Origin of the sequence: Solwaraspora sp. WMMA2101 (assembly GCF_049179175.1) — a bacterium.
Taxonomy (GTDB): Bacteria; Actinomycetota; Actinomycetes; order Mycobacteriales; family Micromonosporaceae; genus Micromonospora_E.
This window is the reverse complement of record NZ_JBMHMA010000006.1, coordinates 6286023-6307510: the sequence shown is the minus strand read 5'-3', so window position 1 is coordinate 6307510 and position 21488 is coordinate 6286023. Positions and strand designations below refer to the sequence as shown.

The window sequence follows — 21488 nt, the reverse complement described above, 5'->3', positions numbered from 1 at the left end:
GATACCTGTCTGACGTCGGCTCATCTACTTTCCACCATCCAAGGTGGCACGCCGCGTTGCCCCGGCCTCCGAGCGTCTGACAGAGTGACCTCCGCTGAGAAGATGACCTTGGAGGATGCTCGACCATGATGGGTCCGTCCCACGCGCTGTCCGGTGCCACCGTGTGGCTCGCCGGTTCCTGGGCGCTCGACCAGTTCGCCGGCTACGAGCAGTCGCCGCTGATGATCGCGGTCGGCACCGCCGTCTGCGCCGGCGGCGCACTCTTCCCGGACCTGGACCTGTCCGGCAAGGTCACCCGCAACCAGGGCGGCGCGACGGTCGCCCGGACCTTCGGGGTGGTGTCGCTGTTCGCCGCCGAGGTCATCGAGAAGATCTCCCTCGGCGTCTACCACGCGACGAAGCTCAGCAAGGACCCGCACCGCAACAACGGCCACCGCACCCTGACCCACACGATCCCGTTCACCGTGCTGGTCGGCTGGGGCACCACCGCGCTCTGCGCCGCGTACGGCAAGTGGGCGGTGATCGGCATCCTGTTCTTCATGATCGGCCTGGCGTTGCGCGGCCTGTTCGACGAGTGGGCGAAACGGGCCGGCTGGGTCATCGTGACGCTGGTGTCGGCCGGTGCGGCGTACTTCACCTACCTGCACCTGCCCGGTGACCGCGGCTATCCGATGCTCGGCTTCGCCATGGGCGTGGGCTGTTTCGTGCACATCCTCGGCGACCTGGTCACCCGGGCCGGCGTACCGATCCTGTGGCCGATTCCGATCGGCCGGCGGATGTGGAAGATGATCGGCCCCTCGGACCGTTTCTCCATCCGGGCCGGCAGCAAGTTCGAGGTGGTGGTGCTGCGTACCGCCTTCACCGTCATCTCGCTGCTGTCCATCGTCGGCCTGGCCGTCCCCACCATCACCCGACGCTTCACCGGCGGCTGACCGGACCAGATCGCCGCGCCTCAGGCCGGGGTGCGCTGCACCGGCACCGCCAGTCCCCACGCCTCGACCGACTCGGGGGTGTCCACCAGCCCGCCCTCGGCCACTCCGTCGCAGGAGATGTCGATCACCTCGCCTTTGTGCGCCAGCAGGTACGGCCGGGCACCCCCGTCGGCGTTGGCCAGGGTGGCGATCGCCGCCCAGTGCCGGCGGCCGAACACCATCGGGTAGCTACGGGTTCCCGCGTAGGTGGCGCAGACCAGGGTCTCCGGGTACGGCAACGCGGCGACCCGGCGCAGCGCGTCGGCGGTGATCCCCGGCATGTTCACCGGGAACACCACGACCGCCTCGACGTCGGCGTCGCTGAGCGCGCCCAGGCCGACCCGCAGCGACGACCCGAGACCGGTCCCCCAGGCCCGGTTCACCACGACGGTGGCACCGGTCAGGTCGGCGGTGTCGCGGACCTGTTCGGCGGCGGCACCGAGCACCACCACGACCGGGTCACAGCCGGTCTCCCGGACCAGCTCCAGCGCCCGTTCGACCAGCAACTGGTCGCCCCGGTACAGCAGGGCCTCCGGTCCTCCGATGCGCCGGCCGCCACCGGCTGCAATGATCATCCCCGCGATCCGACTCAGCTGAGCCACCCCCGCAACGCTGCCCGACAGGCTCTGCCGGGCGGGCCGGTCACGGCGGGTTCGCCGCCACCGGCTCGATGGAACGCACAACGGTCCCAACGATCAGTTCCCGATCAGGTGTCGGCCGGCCGCCCGCCGACGTGATCACGCCCGTCGGCGTAGCAGCCGACGCGTGATCACCCCCGTCGACGTAGCGGTCGCTGCCTGATCACGCCGCGTCGGCGTAGCAGTCGACGACCGCGACGTCCAACGGCACCCGGACCGGGGTGTCGCCGAACAGCATCGCGGTGGCCCGCCGCGCGCACTGCTCGAGCGTCGCGACCACCTCGTCGGCCTGCGCCACCGGACAGTGCACCACCACCTCGTCGTGCTGGAAGAAGACCAGCTCGGCGGCGGTGCCGGCGATGCCCTGACGGACGGTGGCGAGCAGGATCAGCGCCCACTCGGCGGCGGTGGCCTGGATGACGAAGTTGCGGGTGAACCGGCCACGGGCCCGCGCGCCGGCATCGGGCGGCTCCGCTGGCGTCGGATCGCCGGCGGGCTCGCCCACGCCGGGGTCGGCCAGGCCGGCCGTGCCGACGGCCGGGCAGGTCCGGCCCAGCCAGGAGCGGACCAGTCCGCCGGATTCACCGGTACGGGCGGCGGCCTCCACGTACTCGAAGGCGACCGGGTAGTTGCGCCGCAGCACCGCCAGCGCCGGCACGGCGGCACCACCGGTCTGGCCATACATCGCGCCGAGCAGCGCCACCTTGGCCTTGTCCCGGTCGCCGCCGAACGCGTCGTGGGCCAACGCGGCGTACAGGTCACCGGCGGCAGCGGCGGTGGCCAGCCGCCGGTCGCCGGACATCGCGGCGAGCACCCGTGGCTCCAGTTGGGCCGCGTCGGCGACGACGAACGTCCAGCCCGGGTCTGCGACGGCGGCCCGCCGCACCACCTTGGGGATCTGCAGCGCGCCGCCGCCCCGGGTCGCCCAGCGGCCGGAGACGACGCCGCCGGGGACGTACTCGGGTCGGAACCGGCCGTCGCGCACCCAGGCGTCGCGCCACGCCCAGCCGTGCGCGGTCCAGATCCGGTGCAGTTCCTTGTACTCGATCAGCAGCGGTACGGCCGGATGGTCGACGCCGCGCAGCACCCAGGCGCGGGTGTTGGGCAGGCTGATGCCGGCGCGGGCGAAGGCGCGCAGCACCTCCGCCGGCGAGTCGGCGTGCAACTGCCGTACGCCGAACGCGGCGGCGATCCGCGCGGACAGCTCGGCCAGCCGGCGGGGCTGACCACCGACCGGCGACGGCGGGCCGAGCAGCTCGGTCAGCAGCGCGTCGTGCCGGTCGGCCCGCCAGGGCAGCCCGGTGGCGCCCATCTCGGCGGCGACCAGCGCCCCGGCCGATTCGGCGGCGACCAGCAGCCGGAACCGGTCGGGGCGTTCGGTGGCGGCGACCCGGCGCTGCTGGTCGGCGTAGACCCGGCACAGTGCGTCGAGCGGATCGGCGACTCTCGCCGCCGCCGGCAGGTCGTCGAAGAGGGCCGGCTGGCCGTGCCCGGGTGGTTCGGCGGCGTGCGTCGGCGGGTCGGGCGGCACCGGCGCACCGGTGAGCCGGGCGTACGCGGCGGCGAGCGACCGGGGCTCACCCCAGCGGCCGGCGTGGCCGAGCAGCAGCGCCTCGGTCAACTCGACGTCGTGGCAACGGTCGACCCGTACGCCGGCGCGCAGCAGGCCCGGGTAGATCGCACCCGTCGCGGCCCACAGCCACCGGGCCGGCCCGGACGCACCGGGCCCGGCGGGGTGACCGGTGATCCGGGCGGCCAGGTCGGCGGTCGGCTCGGCCGGGCCGGCCGGCTGCCCGTCGGGTCGCAGCGGGCGCAGTGATCCGCCGCCGCCAGGTCCCGCCGTCACCGCTACCAGCACCCGGTCATTCTGACCGGCACCGGTGACATCCTGATGCCAACCAAACCAGCTGGGGTTCTGGTCGTGGGCGGCCAAGGCCGGGACCAGCGGCACGCCGGACACTTCGCCGATGTCCGCTACTTCTCGGCGCACTGACCGGAGCGGATGTCTCCCGCGTTGCGTCCGCGCGGAGGATTTAAACGATCTTACCCACCTGTCTACCGTTACACGCAACCCGAATATTCAGGACTTGACACGTGGGAGTGACCGATGGTCGCGCTTGTTGCCGTCGATTTCGATGAACTCGCATCGAATATTCCGGGAATTCTCACCATAGCGATCGTATTGATTCTTCCATTTCTTCTGGCAATCGTGGCATATCAGATCCTGCGGAGCATTCACTGGATTCTTTACGGATCTCCGGTCCGAGCCCTGCTGACGGTCGGCACCGCTGGCGGCTTCCTGATCGCGTACTTCACCGGGACCCTGGCCTGGGGATGGATCGTTGCCGCCGCACTCGCCGGATTGGCCGTCACCAAGGCGATCCTGCACGGCTTCATCAACAGAACGCCCTGCCCGTCGTGCGGCGGCTCCAAGGGAGGCTACGTCACTCACGAATACGGCAACAATGGCGACTACTTTCACGAATTTGTCGAATGCGACCGATGTGGCGGCATCGGCTACCTTTGACGTGCCGTCGCCACACCGACGAACCGACTTCCTGGCGGGACTGCGAGCTGCTATTTCGAGACGCTGCCGGTGAGGCCGGCCTGCACCTGCCGCTGGAAGACGAGGTAGACGATCAGCACCGGGAGCATGGCCATGGTGACGCCGGCGAACAGGCCGGACCAGTCGGACTTGTAGCCCTGGTTGACCGACAGGTCGATGAGGCCCTGCGCGATCACCTGATTCTTGGCCTCGCCGCCGCTGGGCTGCATCAGCAGGTACGGCAGGTACCACTGGTTCCACTGGCCGATGACGTTGAAGATGCCGATGCTGATCAGGCCGGGTCGGGCCATCGGCAGCATGACCCGGAAGAACAGCGTCGTGTGCGACGCGCCGTCGACCATCGCCGCTTCGGCGACGGTGTCCGGCAGGGTCTTGAAGAACGAGTGCATGAAGAAGACGGTGAACGCCAGCGACCAGGCGGTGTAGACCAGGATCAGCATGAGGTGGCTGTTCGGGCCGAGCAGCGGCAGGACGACCCCGGTGTTGTAGACGCCCTTGTACAGCGGCACTGCGGCCATGAACACCGGCAGGGTCAGCCCGGACAGGAACATGTAGTAGATGAGCCGGTTGCCGGGGAACTCGTAGCGGGCCAGCACGTAGGCGGCCATCGAGCCGAGCAGCATGGTGAGGAACACGCCGCCGCCGACGATGACGAGGGTGTTGAGGAAGAAGTCGCCGATGCCGCCGTCGACCCAGGCGCGGGCGAAGTTGTCCCAGTGCAGCTGGTCCGGGATCAGCGACAGCGGGTCGCGGATGATCTGCGCGTCGTCCTTGAACGACGACATCACCACCCACAGCAGCGGCAGCACCACCATGGCACCCCACACCAGCAGGAACAGGTGGGAGAAGCCGTTGAAGAAGCTGTCGGAGGCGGCGCCGGCCCGCCGGGGCGGCAACGGCCGGGCGGTACGGCGGCCGCCGGTGACGGTGGGCGGTGGCGGGGTGGCCGCGCCGGTCGGTGGATTGGTGACAGTGCTCATCGCGCGGCCCTCCCTAGTATTCGATCCGCTCGCGGCGGGTGACGCGTAGCTGCACGGCGGCGAGCAGCAGCGTGAAGATGGCCAGGGCGACGCCGATGGCGCAGGCGTACCCGAACTGGCCCTTGTTGAAGGCGGTGAAGTTGATGACCGAGGCGAAGACCTCGCTGGCGTGGTCGGGGCCGCCCTGGTTGGGGGTCATCATGAAGACCAGGGCGTACATGTCCAGGGCGATGAAGCCGAGGTAGACCCAGGCCACCGAGATGCTGTCACGCAGCAGCGGCAGGGTGATCCGCAGGAAGCTGGTGACCCGGCTGGCGCCGTCGAGCATCGCCGCTTCGAAGATGTCCTTGGGGATGGACTGCATGGCGGCGGAGAAGAGCACCATGTAGAAGCCGACGCCGCCCCAGACCGCGATCAGCAGCAGCCACCACAGCACCGCCGGTACGCCGAGGAACGGTGTCGGGTCGGAGACGAACTTCAGCGGCGCCTCGGCGTCGACCAGCCCGACCCGGATCAGGATGCCGTTGAGCAGTCCCTGGCTGTCGCCCCGGTAGATGGCGCCCCACATGATGGCGATCAGCACCAGGGAGAGCACCTGCGGGAAGAAGAAGATGATCTTGTAGATGCCGGACCCGCGTACCCCCCGGACGCCGGCCCTGTCCCCGCGCCCGCCCACGTTGAGCAGGAACGACAGGAACAGGGCCAGCGCGATGGTGAACAGCGGCAGCGTGACCAGGAAGAACACGTTGTGCCAGAAGGCCTTGTGAATCAGTTCGTCACCGAAGAGCCGTACGTAGTTGGCCAGCCCGACGAACTCCTGGGTGTCGGAGTAACCACCCCAGTTCGTCATCGAGTAGCCGACCGCCTGTGCGTACGGCCAGACGACGTAGAACACGTACAGCGCTACCGGCAGTGCCAGAAACCCGGTGACGAACCGGGCCTTCCCGTGCCGCATGACCTGTCGCTTCCTTCCTGGGCCGACGTACCGGGCCGCCGTACCGGGTTCAGGGCCGGGTCAGGACCGGGTGAACTTGTTGACCGCGTCGTCGGCGGCGACCGCGTCGGACGCCTCCTGCAACGCCGCCTGGAACTGCGCGGCGGTCATCCGGCCGGCCATCAGCTCACCGATGGCGTTCTGCTCCACCTTGTCGATGTCGGCGTACCAGTCGGGGTGGCGGAACGACACCAGGTCACCGGGGGCGTTGGCCATCAGCTCGTTGGCCGAGGTCAGCGCCGTCGAGTTGGTGACGTTGTCGCCGGAGCCCTTGACCGAGGCGAGCGAGCTGGTCAGCTCGGCGAACTTGCCGGCACCCTCCTTGGAGAGCATGGCCCGCAGGAACTCCATCCCGCCAGGGGCGTTGGCGGCCTTCTTCGGCACGATCCAGCCTTCGCCGGAGCCGGCCTGCACGGTGCCGTACGGGGCCGCGTCGTTCGCGCCGACGCTCCACACCGGGACGATCTTCATCTGGAACCCGGTCGGGATGGTGGAGCGCATCTCGTTCTCCAGCCAGGTGCCGCAGGGCAGGAACGCCGCCTTGCCGTCCAGCCAGGCCTGCTGCGACTCGGTGTGGGTCAGCGTGTCGCTGCCGGTCAGCGTGTAGCCATCCTTGACCATCTTCTCGACGGCGCTCATCGCGGCGGTGACCGCGTCGGTCTGCCAGGCGCCTTCCTTCAGGTTGTCGATGTCGACGACGGCCTGACGGCCACCGGCCAGCCAGATCCAGGTCATGATCGGCCACCGCATGTAGTACGGGTACTTGCCGGCGAACGCGAACGGCGCCACCCCGGCTGCCTTGATCTTCGGGGCGAGGGTGAAGAACTCGTCGAAGCTGGTCGGCACCGCCCACCCGTTGCGGTCGAACAACGCCTGGTCCATCCACAGCCCGAAGACCGTGTACGCGTAGTTGAGCTGGAAGAACTGGCCGTCGAACGTACCGTCGTCGACGGTGCCGGGCAGCAGCGTGTCGCGGACCTTGACGTCCGGGTCGTCCCAGCTCGGCGCGTCCAGCAGCGGGGTCAGCTCGGTCAGCGCCCCCTCGTTGATCAGGGTGTCGATCGCCATAAGGTCCGCGCCCGAGTTGTTGATCAGGTCGGCCGGGGTGGTGGAGAACTTCGGCTGCTGCTCGGTCTTGATCTTCTGGGTGGAGCTGAGGTTGACCGTCACGCTGTCGTGCTTGGCCACGAAGAGCGTCTTGTCGAACTCCGGGTACTCGTCACCGAGGCCGCCGTTGAACACGACGACGTCGACGCTGCTGTCGTCGGCGACGCCGAACGGGTTGTCCGGGCTCTTGGTACCGGTTTCCGTGCCGCTGCCGGGGTCACTGCCGGCGCAGGCGGAGAGCAGGCCGGCGGCCGGGCCGGCGAGCAGGCCGGCGGCGGCGGCCCGGCGCAGCAGGGTCCGGCGGCGCACCGAGGCACCGGCGACCGCGGACGGGATCCGGGCGGAGTCGGGGATAAGGGACATGATCTGCGCTCCTCAGCTGGGGGTTTCGGCGGGGCGGTGAATGATCGGGTTCATGGCCTGGTGGCCGTCGACGGCCCGATGGCCATCGGCAGCCTTGTGACCATCAACAGCTTTGTGGCCGTCGACGGCACGGGCGGTCCGGCGGAACGCCGCGTGCGCCCGGTCGTGGGTCCGTTGTGCGACGGCGACGTACAGCAGGTCGAGCACGACGAGTTGCGGGTGCCGGGCAGACAGCGCGTCCGGCCGGAAGGTCGTCGCCTGGGTGGCGGTGAGCAGGACGATGTCGGCCAGCTCGGCCAGGGTGGAGCGGGGGAAGCTGGTCAACGCGACGGTGGTCGCGCCGTGGCTGCCGGCCTCCGCGACCATCTCGATGGTTTCGCGGGTCTGGCCGGTGTGCGAGATCCCTAGGGCCACATCGCCGTCGCGCATCAGCGCCGCGCTGGCCAGACCGTTGTGCAGGTCGGTCCAGGCCCAGGCCGGTACGCCGATGCGGTGCAGACTGAACTGCATCTCCTCGCCGACCAGGGCGCTGCCGCTGGCACCGAAGATGTTGACCCGACTGGCGGCGGCGACGGCGTTGGCGGCCTTCTCCACCTCGGCGAGGTCCAGCAGGGCCGCGGTGTCGTTCATCGCCTGGGTGTCGGCGGCCATGATCTGGCCGAGCACCCGGTCGAGCGGGTCACCCGGCTGGATCTCGCGTCCGATGTCGACGGTCCAGCCGGCGGCACGGGCCCGACCGGTCTCGGCGGCGATGCCGAGTCGCAGGTCGGCGTAGCCGTCGAAGCCGAGTGCCCGGCAGAAGCGGGTCACCGTCGCCGGCGACGTACCGCTGCGTTCGGCCAGCTCCACTATGGTGGCGCGGGCGGCCCCGGCCGGGTCGGACAGCACCTGGTCGGCGACCCGGCGCAGGGCACCGGCGAAGTCGGTGAGCCGGATGCGGGCCAGCACCGAGTCCGCCGGCCCGGGGGCGTCGGCCAGCGCGGTCCCCGCGAGGCTCTGCTCCTCATGCCCGGCCATCGGCACCGACCTTTCGGGAAAGACTGTTAACTGTTAGTGGTAAAAGTTCTTACTAACACCCCCTCCCTGTCAAGACCGTGGGCGAAGTTTTCAAACTGTGACCGGGTGGGAGCGCTACCACCCGGCCAGCCCCAAGAGCATGATCAGGAGCGACACATCGATGCCGCTATGCTCCGGCGGTGGCACACGCGCGACTCCGATTCGGCCCGTACGAGCTGGACCTGGACGGCCGGCAGCTACGCCACCACGGCCAGCAGGTCCGCGCTGAACCCCGCGCCATCGAACTGCTGTGCCACCTCGCCGCGCACCGCGACCGGGTCGTCACCCGACAGCAGCTCCTTGACACCGTCTGGTCGGGACACCCCGTCAGCGAATCAGCGATCGCCGCCACCCTGCGCGCCGCCCGCCACGCCGTCGGCGACACCGGAGGCAGTCAGGAGATCATCCGCACCATCCACCGGCGTGGCTACCAGTTCATCGCCGACGTCGCCCCGGCCGCCAACCCCGGGGACTACGACACCGTCCGGTTCTGCCAGACCAGGGACGGCACCCGACTCGCGTACACCGTCACCGGCAGCGGTCCCCCGCTGATCTCTGCCGCCAACTGGCTGACCCACCTCGGCCTCGACCGCCGTGATCCGATGTGGATTCACTGGTACCGGGACCTGATGCGCGAGACCCGGCGGGGGCTGCGCTACGACGAGCGGGGCTGCGGGCTCTCCGACTGGTGCCCGCCGTCGCCGTCACCGCAGGTGTGGGTCGAGGACCTCGACACCGTCGCCGACGCCGCCGGCTACGATACCTTCGCGATCATCGGGACGGCCCAGGCCGCCGCCACCGCGATCGCCTACGCGGCGCTGCGCCCGGAACGGATCACCCGGATGGTCCTGATCAGCAGCCACGCCCGGGGCCGGCAGGCCCGCGCCCACACCGACCTGGACCGCCGGGTCGCCGACGTCGACCTGGACCTGGCCACCGTCGCCTGGCAGTCCGCCGACCCGGCCTTCCTGCGCGCCTACGCCGCCCTGTTTCTGCCCAACGCCGCCCCGGCCGAGCTGGACGCGTACATCGCCTTCACCCGACGGACCACGTCGCTGGAGAACCTGGTCCACTTCTTCCACATGATCGCCACCATGGACGTGTTTCCGCTGGTGGAGCGGGTCCGCTGCCCCACGCTGATCCTGCACGCCCGGGGCGACCCCCGGGTCCCCGCCTCGGACGCCACGGAACTCGCCGCGCTGATCGGCGACAGCCGGTTGGTGCTGCTCGACAGCACCAATCACCTGTTCACCGCGACCGAACCCGCCTGGGCCGAACTGGTCCGCCACGTCGACGACTTCCTCGCCGACTGACTGCGACCCCGGTCCCGGTCAGCAGAACGGCCGCCAGCCGTCCGCTCCGGCGAGGTACGCGGCGGGCGTGTACGCGGCGGCCTGCTCCCGGATCAGCTGCGGACGGTCGTCGGTGACGCCGGCACCGGGGCCACGGCTGCGATACTCGAAGTAGCGTGCCTCCCGCCACGGCCAGCTGCCGAAGTCGGTCCACGGCGCGGCCTTGATGTGCGCACCGAGCACGCTGTCGCGGACGATCGTCTGCCCGATCGCGTCCGGATCGTTGCTGGGGTGCCAGGGCCGGCCGAGGAACACCGTGCCCGGCGCGGCGTCGCCGGTGAACCGGCACCGGTCGAAGAGCAGACCGTACGGGTTGCTGATCGCGGTGCTCGCGGCGGTCACCAACCCGTTGTTGCTGTCCGAACCCCGGTCCAGCGAATGGATGTGGCACCGGGTGAAGGCGGCGGTGGCCCGGCCGAAGATGAAGTCGACGTCGCCCTCGACGTAGCAGCCGTCGAGCGCCACCCGGGCGACGGTCGCGGCGGACTGGCTGTTGACGTACAGCGTGTCCTGGTTGCCGACGAACCGCACGCCCCGGAAGGCGATCCGGTCGGCGCGGGTCAGCACCGCGACGGCCTGCCGGTTGGTGATCTCCGGATGGGCGGCCTCGTCGAAGGAGTTGCTCAGCGTCAGGTTCTCCGCCGTGAAGTCGGCACCATCCAGTGTGACCGACGCGCTACCCGAGGTGCCCCAGGTCCCGCCGCCCGGCTTCGGCGTGCCGTTGGCCCGGTCGTCGGTGACCACGACGTCGGTAGGACCGCGCCCGAGCCCGCGCAGCACGATGTACGGCTTGTCCGACGGGACGATCACCTGCCCGTGGTAGACACCGGGCCGGACGTCGATCCGGAACGGCGCGGCGTTGCCGGCCGGGACCGCGTCGACCGCCGCCTGGACGGTCGTCACGTCACCCCGGCCGTCGGCGGCGACGACGATCCGCCGCCGGGACGACGCGGCCGCCGACACCGGCTGCGGGCCCGCCAGGGCACCGAGGCCCGGGATCATCGCCGCCGCACCGGCCGTGAGCACCACTCGCCGTCGCATCACACCTCCACCCCCACACCGGGAAAGCGCTTTCAGTGAGATGCGAAGTAGGCCGTCGAACGCCGTACGTCAATGTCTCAGTCGGCCGCCGACCGCGATACCATGTGGATTCGTGCGACTGAACCACCTCGGCCTGCCGGTGCGCGACCCGCAGCGCAGCACCCAGTTCTACGGCCGCTACTTCGGCTTCGACCCGGCCACGGCGCAGCGCTACCCGGACGGCACGGTCATCATCCGCGACGCCGACGGCTTCGACCTGGCGCTGCACGCCGTCGACGCCGTCGGCGCGTCACCGGAGTTCCTGCACTTCGGCTTCCGCATGCCCGCACCCGACGCGGTCCGCACGCTGCGCGGCCGGTTACGCGCCGATGGGGTCGAGATCATCGAGGAGTACGACGAACCCGCGTACGCCGCGTTCAAGTGCCTCGACCCGGACGGCCACCGGGTCGAGGTCTACTGGGAGCCTCCGCCAGCGGCCACGGCCGCCCCGGCGACGAAGGACCGCCAGGCTGCCGGGCCGAACGTCAGCACCGGCCCAGCCTGATCCTTCGAGTCCCGCACCAGCACCCGACCCGGCAGATTGTCGGCCACCTCCACACAGTCACCGCCCTGGCCGTTGCTGCGGCTGGACTTACGCCAGCGGGGGGCGTCAATCAGTTCCATGACTCTGCCACCTCCATGATCAAATTGAGCGACTCCTGTCGCGGCAGAGCGTAGCCCCGGATCGCCTCCCAAAGTTCCTCCAACAGCGCGACTTCATCCGGGTCCTCGGTCACCTGACCGCCCAACGGGCTGTCGAGGATGGCAACAGTACGGCCGTCGACCGTGCCGAGCACCAACGGACCGTTCAGGCCGGGGTAAGTGCCAGTCGAAGAAGGCACCACGGCCACCTCGACATTGGGCTCCGCGCACGCTTTGATGATCGCCTGAAGTTGCTCATGCATCACCTCTGGCCCACCGATCGGACGGCGCAGCAAGGTCTCATCGAGGACCGCGAACAATCGACACGGCGTGTCGGCGCGGTGCAGCGCATCGGCCCGCGCCAACCGCGCAGCCACCGTCGACTCGATGTCTGTCACGCGGTTGCCTCCGTCGGTCAAGATCGCCCGCGCGTACTCCTCGGTTTGCAGCAGACCGGGCACGATCAGCGGCTGAAACGACCGGATCATGGTGGCGTTGCGTTCGTGCTCCAGCCACGAGCGGACCCAGACCGGCTGGCCGAAGCTGGCGCGGGCCTCCGCCGCCAGCTCCTGGAACATGTGGCCCGAGTCGAACAGCGCGTCGAGCTGTCGCGCCGTGTCCGGCTTCGGGATGAGGCGGCTCGTCTCGAACTTGGCGATCAACGACGACGAGACGTTGATCCGTGCCGCCAACTGTTCCTGCGTCATCCCGGCCTGATTCCGAGCGAACTTCAAGATCCGCGCCAACGCGTTGTAGCCACTCATCTTTCCTCATCCTTCCCCTCAGGTATGAAGAAGCGTCCGATTCGCTGCCCGCCGTCAATCTTCCACAACCGCCCGGCGGAGTCCAGGGTGGATCAGGAAAGGATCGCACATCTCCACCGCAAGGGAGATCCACTGTGTTGCGCAACGACGGTATCGGCGGTACGCCGCGCCTCGCCCGGTACACCTCGATCGGCACGCCGCCGCACTCCGACCCCACCCCGAACCGGCCACCGCTGCCCCGGCGTACCCCCGGTCAGACGGACGTCGACCGGGACGCCCGCTTCCGCCTGACCGCCGCGCGCGGAGTCACCGCCGCCCCGACGGGCGCGCTCGCCGACGCGCCCACCGCGCCCCGCAGCCCGGCCGCCCAGCGGGCCCTCACCCGAGCCCTCGACGCGCTCAACGTGCACCTGCCGAGCCGGCTCGGCGAATGTCGCCGCTGCGACATCGCCTCGCCCTGCAAGCCGTTCCTGCGGGCACTGGTCATCGTCCAACGCTGGGACCCGGCCAAGGCCCAGCGGGTACGCGCCGTGCTGCACCTGTCCGGCCTGTGGTCACCGGGCCAGCAACAGCCCCGCGAGGACGGCACCGATGCCTGAGGAACTGCTGCGGGTCGGCGACAACCTGCACCTCGGAAAATCCGACTGGGTGTACGGCGACCGCGCCATGCGGGTCCGGGTCTCCGACATCCGGTACAGGGGTGTCCCGCCGTTGTCGGACGCGGCGTAGAAGCGGGACTGGGTGGGTTTGGGGGTGCTCAGCGGAGCGAGGACGACGCCGTCCGGCGGGAAATCCGTGGGTTTCCAGTCGGGGGTGACGCAGGTGACCGACCGGACGCGCAGCCGGCCACGGTAGCCCGAGGCACCGTCGTTGGCCCCGGAACCGTCGTCGCCGCCACCGGACGGCACCCACCCGAACAGCCGGTCCGCCGGGGAGAGCTGGTCGCGGTCCTGCGCGGGGCGAAGGCTGGGCGGCAGCAGGTCGTCGGGCGCGGCGGCGAACGGAAGCCGGCCGACCATGACCGGGTGGACCTCGGTGATCTCGTCGCGGGACTTGTCGTGCCTGACGTAGACGAGGGTGCCCGCCGGAAGTTCCCGCAGCTCGCGGGTGCTGGGCACGTGCTTGGACCGGACGATTCCCTTGGCTGTCGCGGGATCGCGGCGGTAGGTGGCCTGGGGGTCGTTGTATCCGTGGGCCAGGTCGTAGGCCCGCAGCACCGACTGCCAGTAGCGTTTGTGGTCGTCGGTGATCGGCACGTCCCGGCCGGCGGTCTCCACGAACAGCCGTTCGTAGCGCTTGGCAAGCGCACATCCTTCTGCTGCTCAACAGAGCCCGTGATCGTGCTCCGATCACCCACGGCACCGCGACCACAGCGGACGCGGTCATCGCCGAGGCCGCCGACGCGCACGCCCAGAAGCGCAAGCTGAGTACGGCCGACGCCGCACTGCTCCCCCGCACGCTGCCCGAGCTGCTACGCGAATCCGTCGATGCAGCCGCCGCCCTGGGCGGGTTGGGCAAGGCAGGTCAAGCCGACAGCCTGTTGCACCGCCATCGCCAACTCCACGGCGAGGTCGACGCGTGCATCCGCAGCCGGCCGCAGCCCACCCGCTGACCATCCACTGCCGCTTCTCATCCTCCGGGGCCGAAGTGCACGCCGCCGTGGATGTCACGTGCCTGCACCGCCGGGCCGCGTACCGGGCCGGAGATCGTGTTGCTGGCCCGGCTGTGGTCGTCTGCTGTTCGCGCGGCCCTGACCTCGGCCCAGAGCCGGTGCAGCTCGGCGGCGAAAACCTGGTCGTTGAGTGTGGCTGTGGTCAGCGCGGCGCGTAGTTCCGCGATCCGCTGACCGTCCAATGGCTCACGTTGGGCTGCGTCGAGTGCGTTCCCGGTGGCGGGCTGCTCGGCAGCCTTCCGCCGGACGAGCCGGACCAGTGCCGCGAACGCGGCTTTGCCGCCAGCGGTCACCTCGGCGGCGGCGCCCGTCGCCAGCGCCGTCGCGACAGCGGTCAGGATCGGGTCGTCCATCATCGCTCACGTCCTTTCCTCAGCTGACTCCAACCGCCGCCGCACCTCGACGACCAGCGGGTCGTCCAACCCGATCAGCGTCGTCAGCGCCGCCGACCACGCCTGACGCGCTGCGGTCCGGTCTCCGTCCGCCGCGTGCGCGTCGCCCACGTACACCAGGGTGATGCACTCGTGGCGGGGATCGCCGGCCGCCGCGAACAACTCGCGAGCGCGGGCAAGGTGGTCCAGCGCCGCGACAGGCTCCGGCACGTCGGTCAGGGTGCGACCGAGCTGCAATTCGACCAGCGCCTCGCTCCAGCGGTTTCCGAGAGTCCGGAAGATCTCCATGGCCTGCTCGTACGACGCGATCGCCTCGGCGTACCGGAGCATGTTGCGGTGGCCGTTGCCGAGGCTCATCAAGGACAGGCCGATGCCCCGGTCCTCGCCGGCATCGCGGAAGATCTCCAACGCACCCTCGGCGCACGCGACCGCCTCGTCGAAGCGCCCCGAGTCCTCGTAGGCGAGGCAGCAGCCGCGCAGCGCGTAGCCGGCTGTCCAGCTGTCGCCGACCTGCTGGGCCGCGTCCCGCGCTGCCGAGTAGTAGCGCAGTGCCTCGTCGGTGTCGCCGCGGTCCCACCAGGCGTCGCCGAGGAGCAGCAGCATGAAGCCTTCGTCCGATCGGTCCGCCAGGTGGCGGGTGCAGTCGAGGGCCAGCAGATGACTGTCGATCCAGGCCCGCCAGTAGGAGCGTCGTTCGAAGAACGCCATCGAGGCGGCGGCGAGTTTCCAGGTGACGTCGCAGTGCCCGGTGTCGTGCGCCAGGCGGATGACGTCGAGTACGTTCAGGCGCTCCTGCTCGGACCAGCGCAGCGCCTCGTCGAGCGTCGCGAACGGGGGCTGCCCGTCAGCGGTGACGCCGGTCAGGCCCGGGATCGGTCGGCCCTGGGGGAGAATCTTGCGATAGCTGTCGTACACCCGGACCAGGTACCAGTCGAACATCCGCGCCAGCCCGGCCTTGACCTCGGCGGGTGGCTCGTCCGCTTGCGCCCGTTCCGCCGCATAGAGCCGGAGCAGGTCGTGCAACCGGTACCGGTGCCCCGGGATCCGGGTCAGCAGGTGCAGCCCGACCAACGAGTCCAGGTGCCGCCGCGCCTCCGACACCGGCCGCCCGGTCAGTGCCGCCACCGCCGACAACGAGACATCCGCGCCCGGATGCAGCCCCAACAACCGGAAGGTACGCGCGACCGGAGGGTCGAGCGACCGGTAGGTCCACGAGAAGACGGTACGGACGGCGGACAATTCGTCACCGGGCACGGACAGTGCGTCGAGCCGGCCGTTCTCCTCCTCCAGCTCCGTCACCAGATCGGCCAGGCTCATGTCCGGGTCGCTGACGGCGCGGTCGGCCACGATGCGGAGCGCGAGTGGGAGCCGCGAGCAGAGTTCCGCCAGCCGCAGGGCCGCCGCAGGCTCGGCGTCGATGCGTTCCGGGCTGGTCGTCTCGCGCAACAGTCGGATGGAGTCGTCGTCGGTCAACACGTCGAGCACCGCCCGGATCGCACCGTCACGCACCGCCAGACCGGAAAGCCGGTCGCGGCTGGTGATGATCACCATGCAGGTCGGGGAGGCGGGTAGCAGCGGTCGCACCTGCTCGGCGGTCGACGCGTTGTCCAGCAGCACCAGCATGCGGCGTCCGTCGGTCAGCGACCGGTAGAGCGCGGTCCGTCCGGGCAGGTCCGTCGGGATCTTCTCCGGCGGTACGTTGAGCGCCCGAAGGAACCCGTCCAGTGCCTCCTGCGGGGTCAACGGCGGCACCGCATCGTAGCCGCGCAGGTTGATGTAGAGGTCCCCGTCCGGGAACCGGGCGCGCACCCGGTGTGCCCAGTGGACCGCGAGCGCGGTCTTGCCGACCCCGGCGCTACCCGAAACGGTCGAGATGGTCACGACCGGGAGCCTGCCGTCGCTGGTCCGTAGATCTGTCTCGTCGAGTAGCGAGTCGAGCTGCCGGATATGCAGTTCCCGGTCGATGAATCCTTTCGTGGCGGGTGGCAGTTGGCGCGGCGGGGGAAGCGGGACGTCGGTGACCCGGACGTGCACGCCACCGGATATCTGCGCGGCCTGGACAACCGCACCGGCACCCCCGGCGAAGTCGTTGTCGGCATCGGCGTTGCCATGCGCCGGGTTCATGGCACCTCGGCTCCGCCACGCGTGGCAAGAAAATCGGGACCCAGCAGTCCCATCAGTACGACATCCTGATACCTGCCGTCGAAGTACTCCTGTTCGCGAAGTAGCCCTTCGACGACGAATCCCAGTCGTTCGTGCAGCCGCAGCGAAGCGACGTTGGTAGCGTGAATGTCCACAAGGCACTTGTGGTAGCGCCGTTGTGTGAACATGTAGCGCAGCAGGATCCGTGCGGCTTCCGTCGCATGGCCGTGGCGCCGTTGGTCCCGCGCGATAGCGAGGCCGTAGCTGAAGCTGCCGCTGCGTGGGTCCGTGTCGCGGGTCGAGATCGCCCCGATCATTCCCGGATTGTCGACCCGTTCGACGGCGAGCGCGAAGCAGTCACTTCCGGGCTGCCAGGTGCCGACAGCGGCGATCTCCTGCCGGAGCTGCGCGGTCGAGCGCGGCGGCTCGACCCGGAACACGGACCGCTCGTCCTCGGTGTCCTCGGCGAAGGCCCGGTAGTAGCGGTCGTCATCGGGTTCGATCGCCCGTAACCGGACGAGGTCACCGACCCACAGTGAGCTCGACATGCCTGCACCTCCCTCGCTTCGCCGTAGACCGGGACTCGCAGATGGGCACCGCGAATCGCGTCATTACGACCGGTAGTCGGCGAACCTGGTCGCGCGGGTCCATGCCACGTCGCGCCAGTAGCAGTGCTGGAGTATGTCGTCGATCCCGTCGACCGCCTCGAAGCCGAGGAACGTGTCGTCGTCGCCGAAGTGCAGGACCGCGAGTTTGCGCGAGTCGAAAAGCCAGAAGTCATGGTGCGGGAGGTCCAACGCGTTGGCCACGTCGCGATCGATGTATCGAATGTCCTCGCCCACAGCCAGGTTGTACGGGGTGATAGAAATTTCGAAACGGAGGAAGTCGCTCGGTGGATCATCGACGACTCGGACGCGTTCCACCCGCTTCCCGGTCGAGGTCTGCGACGCCATCAAGTCCAGCCAGTCCCGGAGCCATTCGATGCCCGGGTCCCGGCCGGCCAGAAATTCCTGGAATGGAAGATCCTCGGCCTGCACCCCGTAGGATCTTCGCACCTCGAACTTGAAGGCGACATGCTCGAAGCCCAGAAAGAGTTTCCGGAAAGCATCAGGGTCGTCGACGATCACCGTCATTCGCTACTCTGGCCCTCGAACCAGGACATGAGCGAACGCGGCACTACGACAAAATTCTCACCCGGCAGCACGTCACGGAGCTGGGAAAGCGCCTCCGGGTCGGTCAACTCATAGCCTTGGACGACGATGTCCCCGGTATCGGTCTCGTAGAGCGTCGGACAAGATCCAGCGTTGCTCGATGTGGACAGAAAGCGAAGCTTCATCGACTCCTCCATTGGCCGATCTGGGAGATAAGAATACCAGTCGATCAATTAATGACGGAAGCTGTCTATGTCCCTACCTGTCCGAGCTTTCGCGATGTGAGACCTGTCCCATAAGCGGCCTGTCGACGTACGGTGTGGATGGTACCGCCCATCCACTCTGGCCCCTGCTGAGGGCAGGCACCGATCGTTCGCTGCGGTAATCCACAGCGGAACCTACAGCTCGGGCCGTTCGGCCGTTGCGGTGAACCAGTCCTTGCGGCTGCTGACGTCCAACTGCGCGACCCGCAGCCCCACCTTGCGACACAGCGCGGCGAAATCCTCCGGCTCGTAGTAGGTGAACCAGCGTGGGGCCGGGAAGTCGTCGGTGCTGCGCCACCCGTCACGACCTCCGTGTTTCATGCTGATCAGCGCCTTGCCGCCGGGCAGCAGAACCCGCCGGATGTTGTCGAGCGCGGTGACCGTGTGCTGCCGGGGCAGGTGCAGCAGGACCCCGCTGGCGATGACACCGGCAAAGGTCGCGGATCGCAGCGGGAGGGCGAGCGCGTCGCAGCAGACGGCAGCGTCGATGGCGATCCGTACGGTGGTCGCGCACAGCAGCTCCGGGGTGACGTCGGCGAGGACGACGGTCCGGCCGGTGCCGGCGACCAGGTTGGCGTCGCGACCGGCTCCGCAGCCGAGGTCGAGCACCGGCCCTGGCCCGAGCGCGGCAAGGAAGGCTGTCAGCTCCTGTCGCAGGCCGGGGAACCGGCCATAGTCGGCCGTCATCGCCGTGTAGTGCTCGACCAGGGCGGCGTAGGAGCGGCGTACCTGGGCGGTGCCGGACCAGCCGGCGGTCACGGCGGGCACGGCGGTCACCGCGCCGGGGCGCCCGGGGCGCCGCCGCCGGTGACGAGCGTGCTGATGTCGGTGCTCTGATGTTTCCAGGCGACGCCGGGCAGGGCAGTCCTGCTGCCGTCGCGGGTAAGCAGGCTGACACCGTCCTCGGGTGGGGTGGCGCGGCCGATGACGTCGAAGGTGAGACCGTTGCGGTCGAAGGCGTCCCGGCAGGCGTCGAGCCGGTCGTCGGGCACCGTGAAGGCGAGCTGGAAGTCGGCTGACGCGCTCATCGCGAGGGTGAGGTCGTCGGTGCCGGTCAGTTTGGCGACGGCGCTGACGGCGGGGTGGACGGCGATGTCGTCGGCGGTGACGGTGAAGCCGACCCCGCTGGCGGCGGCGAGCTGCTCGATCGTGGCCCGCAGGCCGTCCGAGGTGTCCTGGCAGGCGGTGGCGTAGCCGCCGGTGGAGAGCAGCCGGCCTTCGGCGACCCGGGCGCGGGGCCGCCGCCAACTGTCGAGCAGGTCGGCTTCGACGCTGTCGGGCAGCGCCCACCCGTTGACGGCACGTTTTGGGAAGTAGGCGACGGCGGCGCCGAGGACCCCGCAGGGGCCGGTGACGCAGAGGTGGTCGCCGGGTCGCGCGCCGCTGCGGGTCAGGGCGGTGCCCGTACGGCAGACGCCGATCGCGGACGCGGAGAGCACGATGCGTTCGGCGTTGCCGATGTCGCCGCCGACGTTGAGGGTGCCGAAGTCGGTGCAGGCCTGGTGGATGCCGGCCATGACGTCGAGGAATCCGGTGTCGTCGAGGTCGTTGGGGTAGCGCACGACGGTCAGTACGCCGATCGGCGCGGCACCCATCGCCGCGATGTCGCTGACGTTGGCGGCGACCAGGTAGTAGCCGATGTCGAAGTTGTTCAGCAAACCTTGCTCGTAGAGGGCGAACTTCGGGCCGCGTACGTAGTCGGATCCGACGACGAGGGTGACCGGCCCGTCGAGGTCGTAGATCGCGCAGTCGTCGCGGGTGTCGGCCCCGGCGGTGAGCGTGGCGTGTGGGCCGTGGCTGTCGCCGAGGACCGCGCCGGACTGGCCGGAAAGGAATGCGCCGACGAGCGCGGCGACCCGGGTCGGTTCATCGGAGTAGCTGGCGGGCGAGGTCATCGGCGCGCTCCCAGATGGTGTACGACTGCCCGCAGCACGGCGACTGCCGGCAGAAACGTGGTGTCAAGTACCAGCCCGTTCGGCCGGCAGGCGACGTGTTCACGGATAGTGTCGTCGAGCCGGGTAGGCGGTCCGACATGGACGGCGCGGCGCGGCTGCGCCCGATGCTGGGCGCGGCGGCGTTCCCGCCGGATCGCGTCGGCGGCGGTGAGGAAGATGTGGCAGTCGGCGTCCGCCATGACCGTCGTGGCGCAGTCGCGGCCGACCGCGATCATCCGCTCGTGGCCGTCGACGATCGTGCGGTGGTATTCGGTGATGTCGTGTCGCCATGCCGGGTCGGCCGACACGGCCCGTAGGTGCTGTTCTACTTCCGACGACCAGAGATTGTCGATGATGCTCTCCCGGTGATAAACGACTGTCGGGATGACCGGTCGCGTCCCCGGCATGGCGGGCTCGTGCCGCAGCACCTCGAACAATTGCCGGCCTGGCGGCAGCGGCCCGCGCGAGGCGGCGTAGGCGACGGCGCGGAAGGTGAGCCCGGTGTCGAGTACGCGCATGTCCAACTGCGCCGCGAGCGCGTACGCGAGACTGGTCTTGCCGCTGGCGGTAGGGCCGTCAATGGAGATCGCGAACTCTCTGCGCATCGGCGGGGTGGCCTTCTGTCGTAGCGGGACTGCCGTCACCGTAGGTCACGTACGCCAGCACGCAGGGACGCGACGGGCCCGACGCCGCCACCTTGGTCGGTGAGCTGTTGATGCCATCCGGCGGTGGCGGTCATCGTTGCCCGCAGCAGGTGCCGGCGAACCACCAGCGACCAGTCCCACTCTGGTTCCGGGATGCCGAGCAGCGTGCCGGCCACCGAACGCAGATACTGGGACCGGATGCGATGGTGCGCCTCGAATGCGACATGGTTGTCGCCGTCGGCGCAGTAGTAGTACGGCCGATCGGTCTCGGCGAAGCTCCGCAGCGCGGTGCAATCGGGTAGTCGGATGGCCGACAGTCCGTCGCGGGTGATCATTTCTGCCAGCCGTGAGCCATTGACCGGCAGAACATGCCAGTGGGCGTGGGTGATACACCCGGATGGCGTTGTCGTGGAAGATCCATGCTCCATGATGGCCATCTGGCCGAAGGTGGCGACATAGCGTGGCCGCAGCCGCTCGACGACGGCTCGGACCTGGGCGATCGGCTCGGCATCAAGGTGACCGAAACTGAGATGGTGGCGCTCCGGAAGGAGAAGAAGATGCCCCACGACCAGCGGTGACAGGTCAGCGACGAGCCGCAGACCCGGCACGGAAGCGATCGTACGGCTCGGCGGATCTCCCTGGTACACGGCGGCGAAGGTGTCACCGCCGCCCGGACGGAACTCGTCGCACAGCTCGTCACCATCACACGCCGACGACCCGGTCATACCGACCTCCACGCTGGATGGTGAAGCGCAGACCTTCACGGTATCAGAGATC

The 21488-nt window shown here is 69.4% G+C and carries 23 protein-coding genes and 1 pseudogene; 5 read left to right on the top strand and 19 right to left on the bottom strand.

What is annotated here, in order from left to right:
- The first annotated feature begins 125 nt into the window (after positions 1-125).
- The gene (locus tag ACN28F_RS29790; RefSeq protein WP_289205757.1) at positions 126-932 is read left to right on the top strand and encodes a metal-dependent hydrolase; all 807 of its coding nucleotides are present in this window, start codon (positions 126-128) and stop codon (positions 930-932) included.
- Between the two features lie 20 nt (positions 933-952).
- Here the strand turns inward: ACN28F_RS29790 and ACN28F_RS29785 are convergent, their stop codons facing one another.
- Both ACN28F_RS29785 and ACN28F_RS29780 read right to left on the bottom strand, forming a co-directional pair.
- Positions 953-1546, bottom strand: coding sequence for a nucleotidyltransferase family protein (locus ACN28F_RS29785; protein ID WP_421360835.1), 594 nt, complete (start codon positions 1544-1546; stop codon positions 953-955).
- Positions 1547-1772: 226 nt separating this feature from the next.
- Positions 1773-3467: a bifunctional 3'-5' exonuclease/DNA polymerase gene (locus ACN28F_RS29780; RefSeq protein ID WP_421360833.1), complete on the bottom strand. Its 1695-nt coding sequence runs from the start codon at positions 3465-3467 to the stop codon at positions 1773-1775.
- A 249-nt stretch (positions 3468-3716) separates the two neighbouring features.
- Between ACN28F_RS29780 and ACN28F_RS29775 the strand changes: the two genes are divergently transcribed.
- Entirely contained in the window at positions 3717-4136 is a 420-nt protein-coding gene (locus ACN28F_RS29775; RefSeq protein ID WP_421360831.1) for a hypothetical protein, read from the top strand.
- A gap of 50 nt (positions 4137-4186) precedes the next feature.
- On the opposite strand, the gene ACN28F_RS29770 is transcribed toward ACN28F_RS29775, so the two are convergent.
- From ACN28F_RS29770 to ACN28F_RS29755, 4 genes and pseudogenes are all read right to left on the bottom strand, one after another.
- Positions 4187-5155: a carbohydrate ABC transporter permease gene (locus ACN28F_RS29770; RefSeq protein ID WP_421360829.1), complete on the bottom strand. Its 969-nt coding sequence runs from the start codon at positions 5153-5155 to the stop codon at positions 4187-4189.
- A gap of 13 nt (positions 5156-5168) precedes the next feature.
- A complete protein-coding gene (locus ACN28F_RS29765; protein WP_421360827.1) occupies positions 5169-6110 on the bottom strand; it encodes a carbohydrate ABC transporter permease in 942 nt (313 codons plus the stop codon).
- A gap of 60 nt (positions 6111-6170) precedes the next feature.
- Positions 6171-7619 carry an N-acetylglucosamine/diacetylchitobiose ABC transporter substrate-binding protein gene (ngcE, locus tag ACN28F_RS29760; protein ID WP_289205752.1) on the bottom strand — a complete coding sequence of 483 codons (1449 nt, stop codon included), beginning with the start codon at positions 7617-7619 and terminating at the stop codon, positions 6171-6173.
- A gap of 99 nt (positions 7620-7718) precedes the next feature.
- Positions 7719-8636 (bottom strand): annotated as a pseudogene (locus tag ACN28F_RS29755) (MurR/RpiR family transcriptional regulator); the annotation flags it as partial.
- 179 nt (positions 8637-8815) lie between these two features.
- Between ACN28F_RS29755 and ACN28F_RS29750 the strand changes: the two are divergent.
- Positions 8816-9988, top strand: coding sequence for an alpha/beta fold hydrolase (locus ACN28F_RS29750; protein ID WP_289205751.1), 1173 nt, complete (start codon positions 8816-8818; stop codon positions 9986-9988).
- Between the two features lie 18 nt (positions 9989-10006).
- On the opposite strand, the gene ACN28F_RS29745 is transcribed toward ACN28F_RS29750, so the two are convergent.
- On the bottom strand, positions 10007-11068 hold the full coding sequence (locus tag ACN28F_RS29745; RefSeq protein ID WP_421360825.1) for a pectinesterase family protein: 1062 nt from the start codon (positions 11066-11068) through the stop codon (positions 10007-10009).
- Between the two features lie 112 nt (positions 11069-11180).
- Between ACN28F_RS29745 and ACN28F_RS29740 the strand changes: the two genes are divergently transcribed.
- Positions 11181-11612 (top strand): VOC family protein, encoded by a 432-nt coding sequence (locus tag ACN28F_RS29740; RefSeq protein WP_421360823.1) that lies wholly within the window; start codon positions 11181-11183, stop codon positions 11610-11612.
- Here the strand turns inward: ACN28F_RS29740 and ACN28F_RS29735 are convergent.
- Together ACN28F_RS29735 and ACN28F_RS29730 are read right to left on the bottom strand one after the other, a co-directional pair.
- Entirely contained in the window at positions 11522-11731 is a 210-nt protein-coding gene (locus tag ACN28F_RS29735; protein WP_421360822.1) for a DUF397 domain-containing protein, read from the bottom strand. The genes ACN28F_RS29740 and ACN28F_RS29735 overlap by 91 nt on opposite strands.
- On the bottom strand, positions 11722-12513 hold the full coding sequence (locus ACN28F_RS29730) for a helix-turn-helix domain-containing protein (protein ID WP_421360820.1): 792 nt from the start codon (positions 12511-12513) through the stop codon (positions 11722-11724). The genes ACN28F_RS29735 and ACN28F_RS29730 overlap by 10 nt, the downstream gene beginning before the upstream one ends.
- 134 nt (positions 12514-12647) lie before the next feature.
- Here ACN28F_RS29730 and ACN28F_RS29725 point away from each other — a divergent pair, with 134 nt between their 5' ends.
- Positions 12648-13112 (top strand): hypothetical protein, encoded by a 465-nt coding sequence (locus ACN28F_RS29725; protein WP_421360818.1) that lies wholly within the window; start codon positions 12648-12650, stop codon positions 13110-13112.
- Here the strand turns inward: ACN28F_RS29725 and ACN28F_RS29720 are convergent.
- From ACN28F_RS29720 to ACN28F_RS29675, 10 genes are all read right to left on the bottom strand, one after another.
- Positions 13068-13790 carry a hypothetical protein gene (locus tag ACN28F_RS29720; RefSeq protein WP_421360816.1) on the bottom strand — a complete coding sequence of 241 codons (723 nt, stop codon included), beginning with the start codon at positions 13788-13790 and terminating at the stop codon, positions 13068-13070. The genes ACN28F_RS29725 and ACN28F_RS29720 overlap by 45 nt on opposite strands.
- Positions 13791-14142: 352 nt before the next feature.
- The gene (locus ACN28F_RS29715; RefSeq protein WP_421360814.1) at positions 14143-14538 is read right to left on the bottom strand and encodes a hypothetical protein; all 396 of its coding nucleotides are present in this window, start codon (positions 14536-14538) and stop codon (positions 14143-14145) included.
- Between the two features lie 6 nt (positions 14539-14544).
- Positions 14545-16701: an ATP-binding protein gene (locus ACN28F_RS29710; protein WP_421360812.1), complete on the bottom strand. Its 2157-nt coding sequence runs from the start codon at positions 16699-16701 to the stop codon at positions 14545-14547.
- Positions 16698-17267, bottom strand: coding sequence for a GNAT family N-acetyltransferase (locus ACN28F_RS29705; protein ID WP_289205740.1), 570 nt, complete (start codon positions 17265-17267; stop codon positions 16698-16700). Before ACN28F_RS29705 ends, ACN28F_RS29710 begins: the two co-directional genes overlap by 4 nt.
- A 63-nt stretch (positions 17268-17330) precedes the next feature.
- Positions 17331-17846: a DUF6879 family protein gene (locus tag ACN28F_RS29700; RefSeq protein ID WP_289205739.1), complete on the bottom strand. Its 516-nt coding sequence runs from the start codon at positions 17844-17846 to the stop codon at positions 17331-17333.
- A gap of 2 nt (positions 17847-17848) precedes the next feature.
- Positions 17849-18055, bottom strand: coding sequence for a hypothetical protein (locus ACN28F_RS29695; protein ID WP_282226833.1), 207 nt, complete (start codon positions 18053-18055; stop codon positions 17849-17851).
- Between the two features lie 213 nt (positions 18056-18268).
- Entirely contained in the window at positions 18269-18901 is a 633-nt protein-coding gene (locus ACN28F_RS29690) for a class I SAM-dependent methyltransferase (RefSeq protein ID WP_289205738.1), read from the bottom strand.
- A 5-nt stretch (positions 18902-18906) separates the two neighbouring features.
- A complete protein-coding gene (thiL, locus tag ACN28F_RS29685; protein WP_421360809.1) occupies positions 18907-20028 on the bottom strand; it encodes a thiamine-phosphate kinase in 1122 nt (373 codons plus the stop codon).
- Positions 20025-20711 (bottom strand): (d)CMP kinase, encoded by a 687-nt coding sequence (locus tag ACN28F_RS29680; RefSeq protein WP_421360807.1) that lies wholly within the window; start codon positions 20709-20711, stop codon positions 20025-20027. Before ACN28F_RS29680 ends, thiL begins: the two co-directional genes overlap by 4 nt.
- Positions 20708-21436, bottom strand: a complete 729-nt coding sequence (locus ACN28F_RS29675) for an HIT domain-containing protein (protein WP_421360805.1) — start codon at positions 21434-21436, stop codon at positions 20708-20710. Before ACN28F_RS29675 ends, ACN28F_RS29680 begins: the two co-directional genes overlap by 4 nt.
- Between the last annotated feature and the right edge of the window lie 52 nt (positions 21437-21488).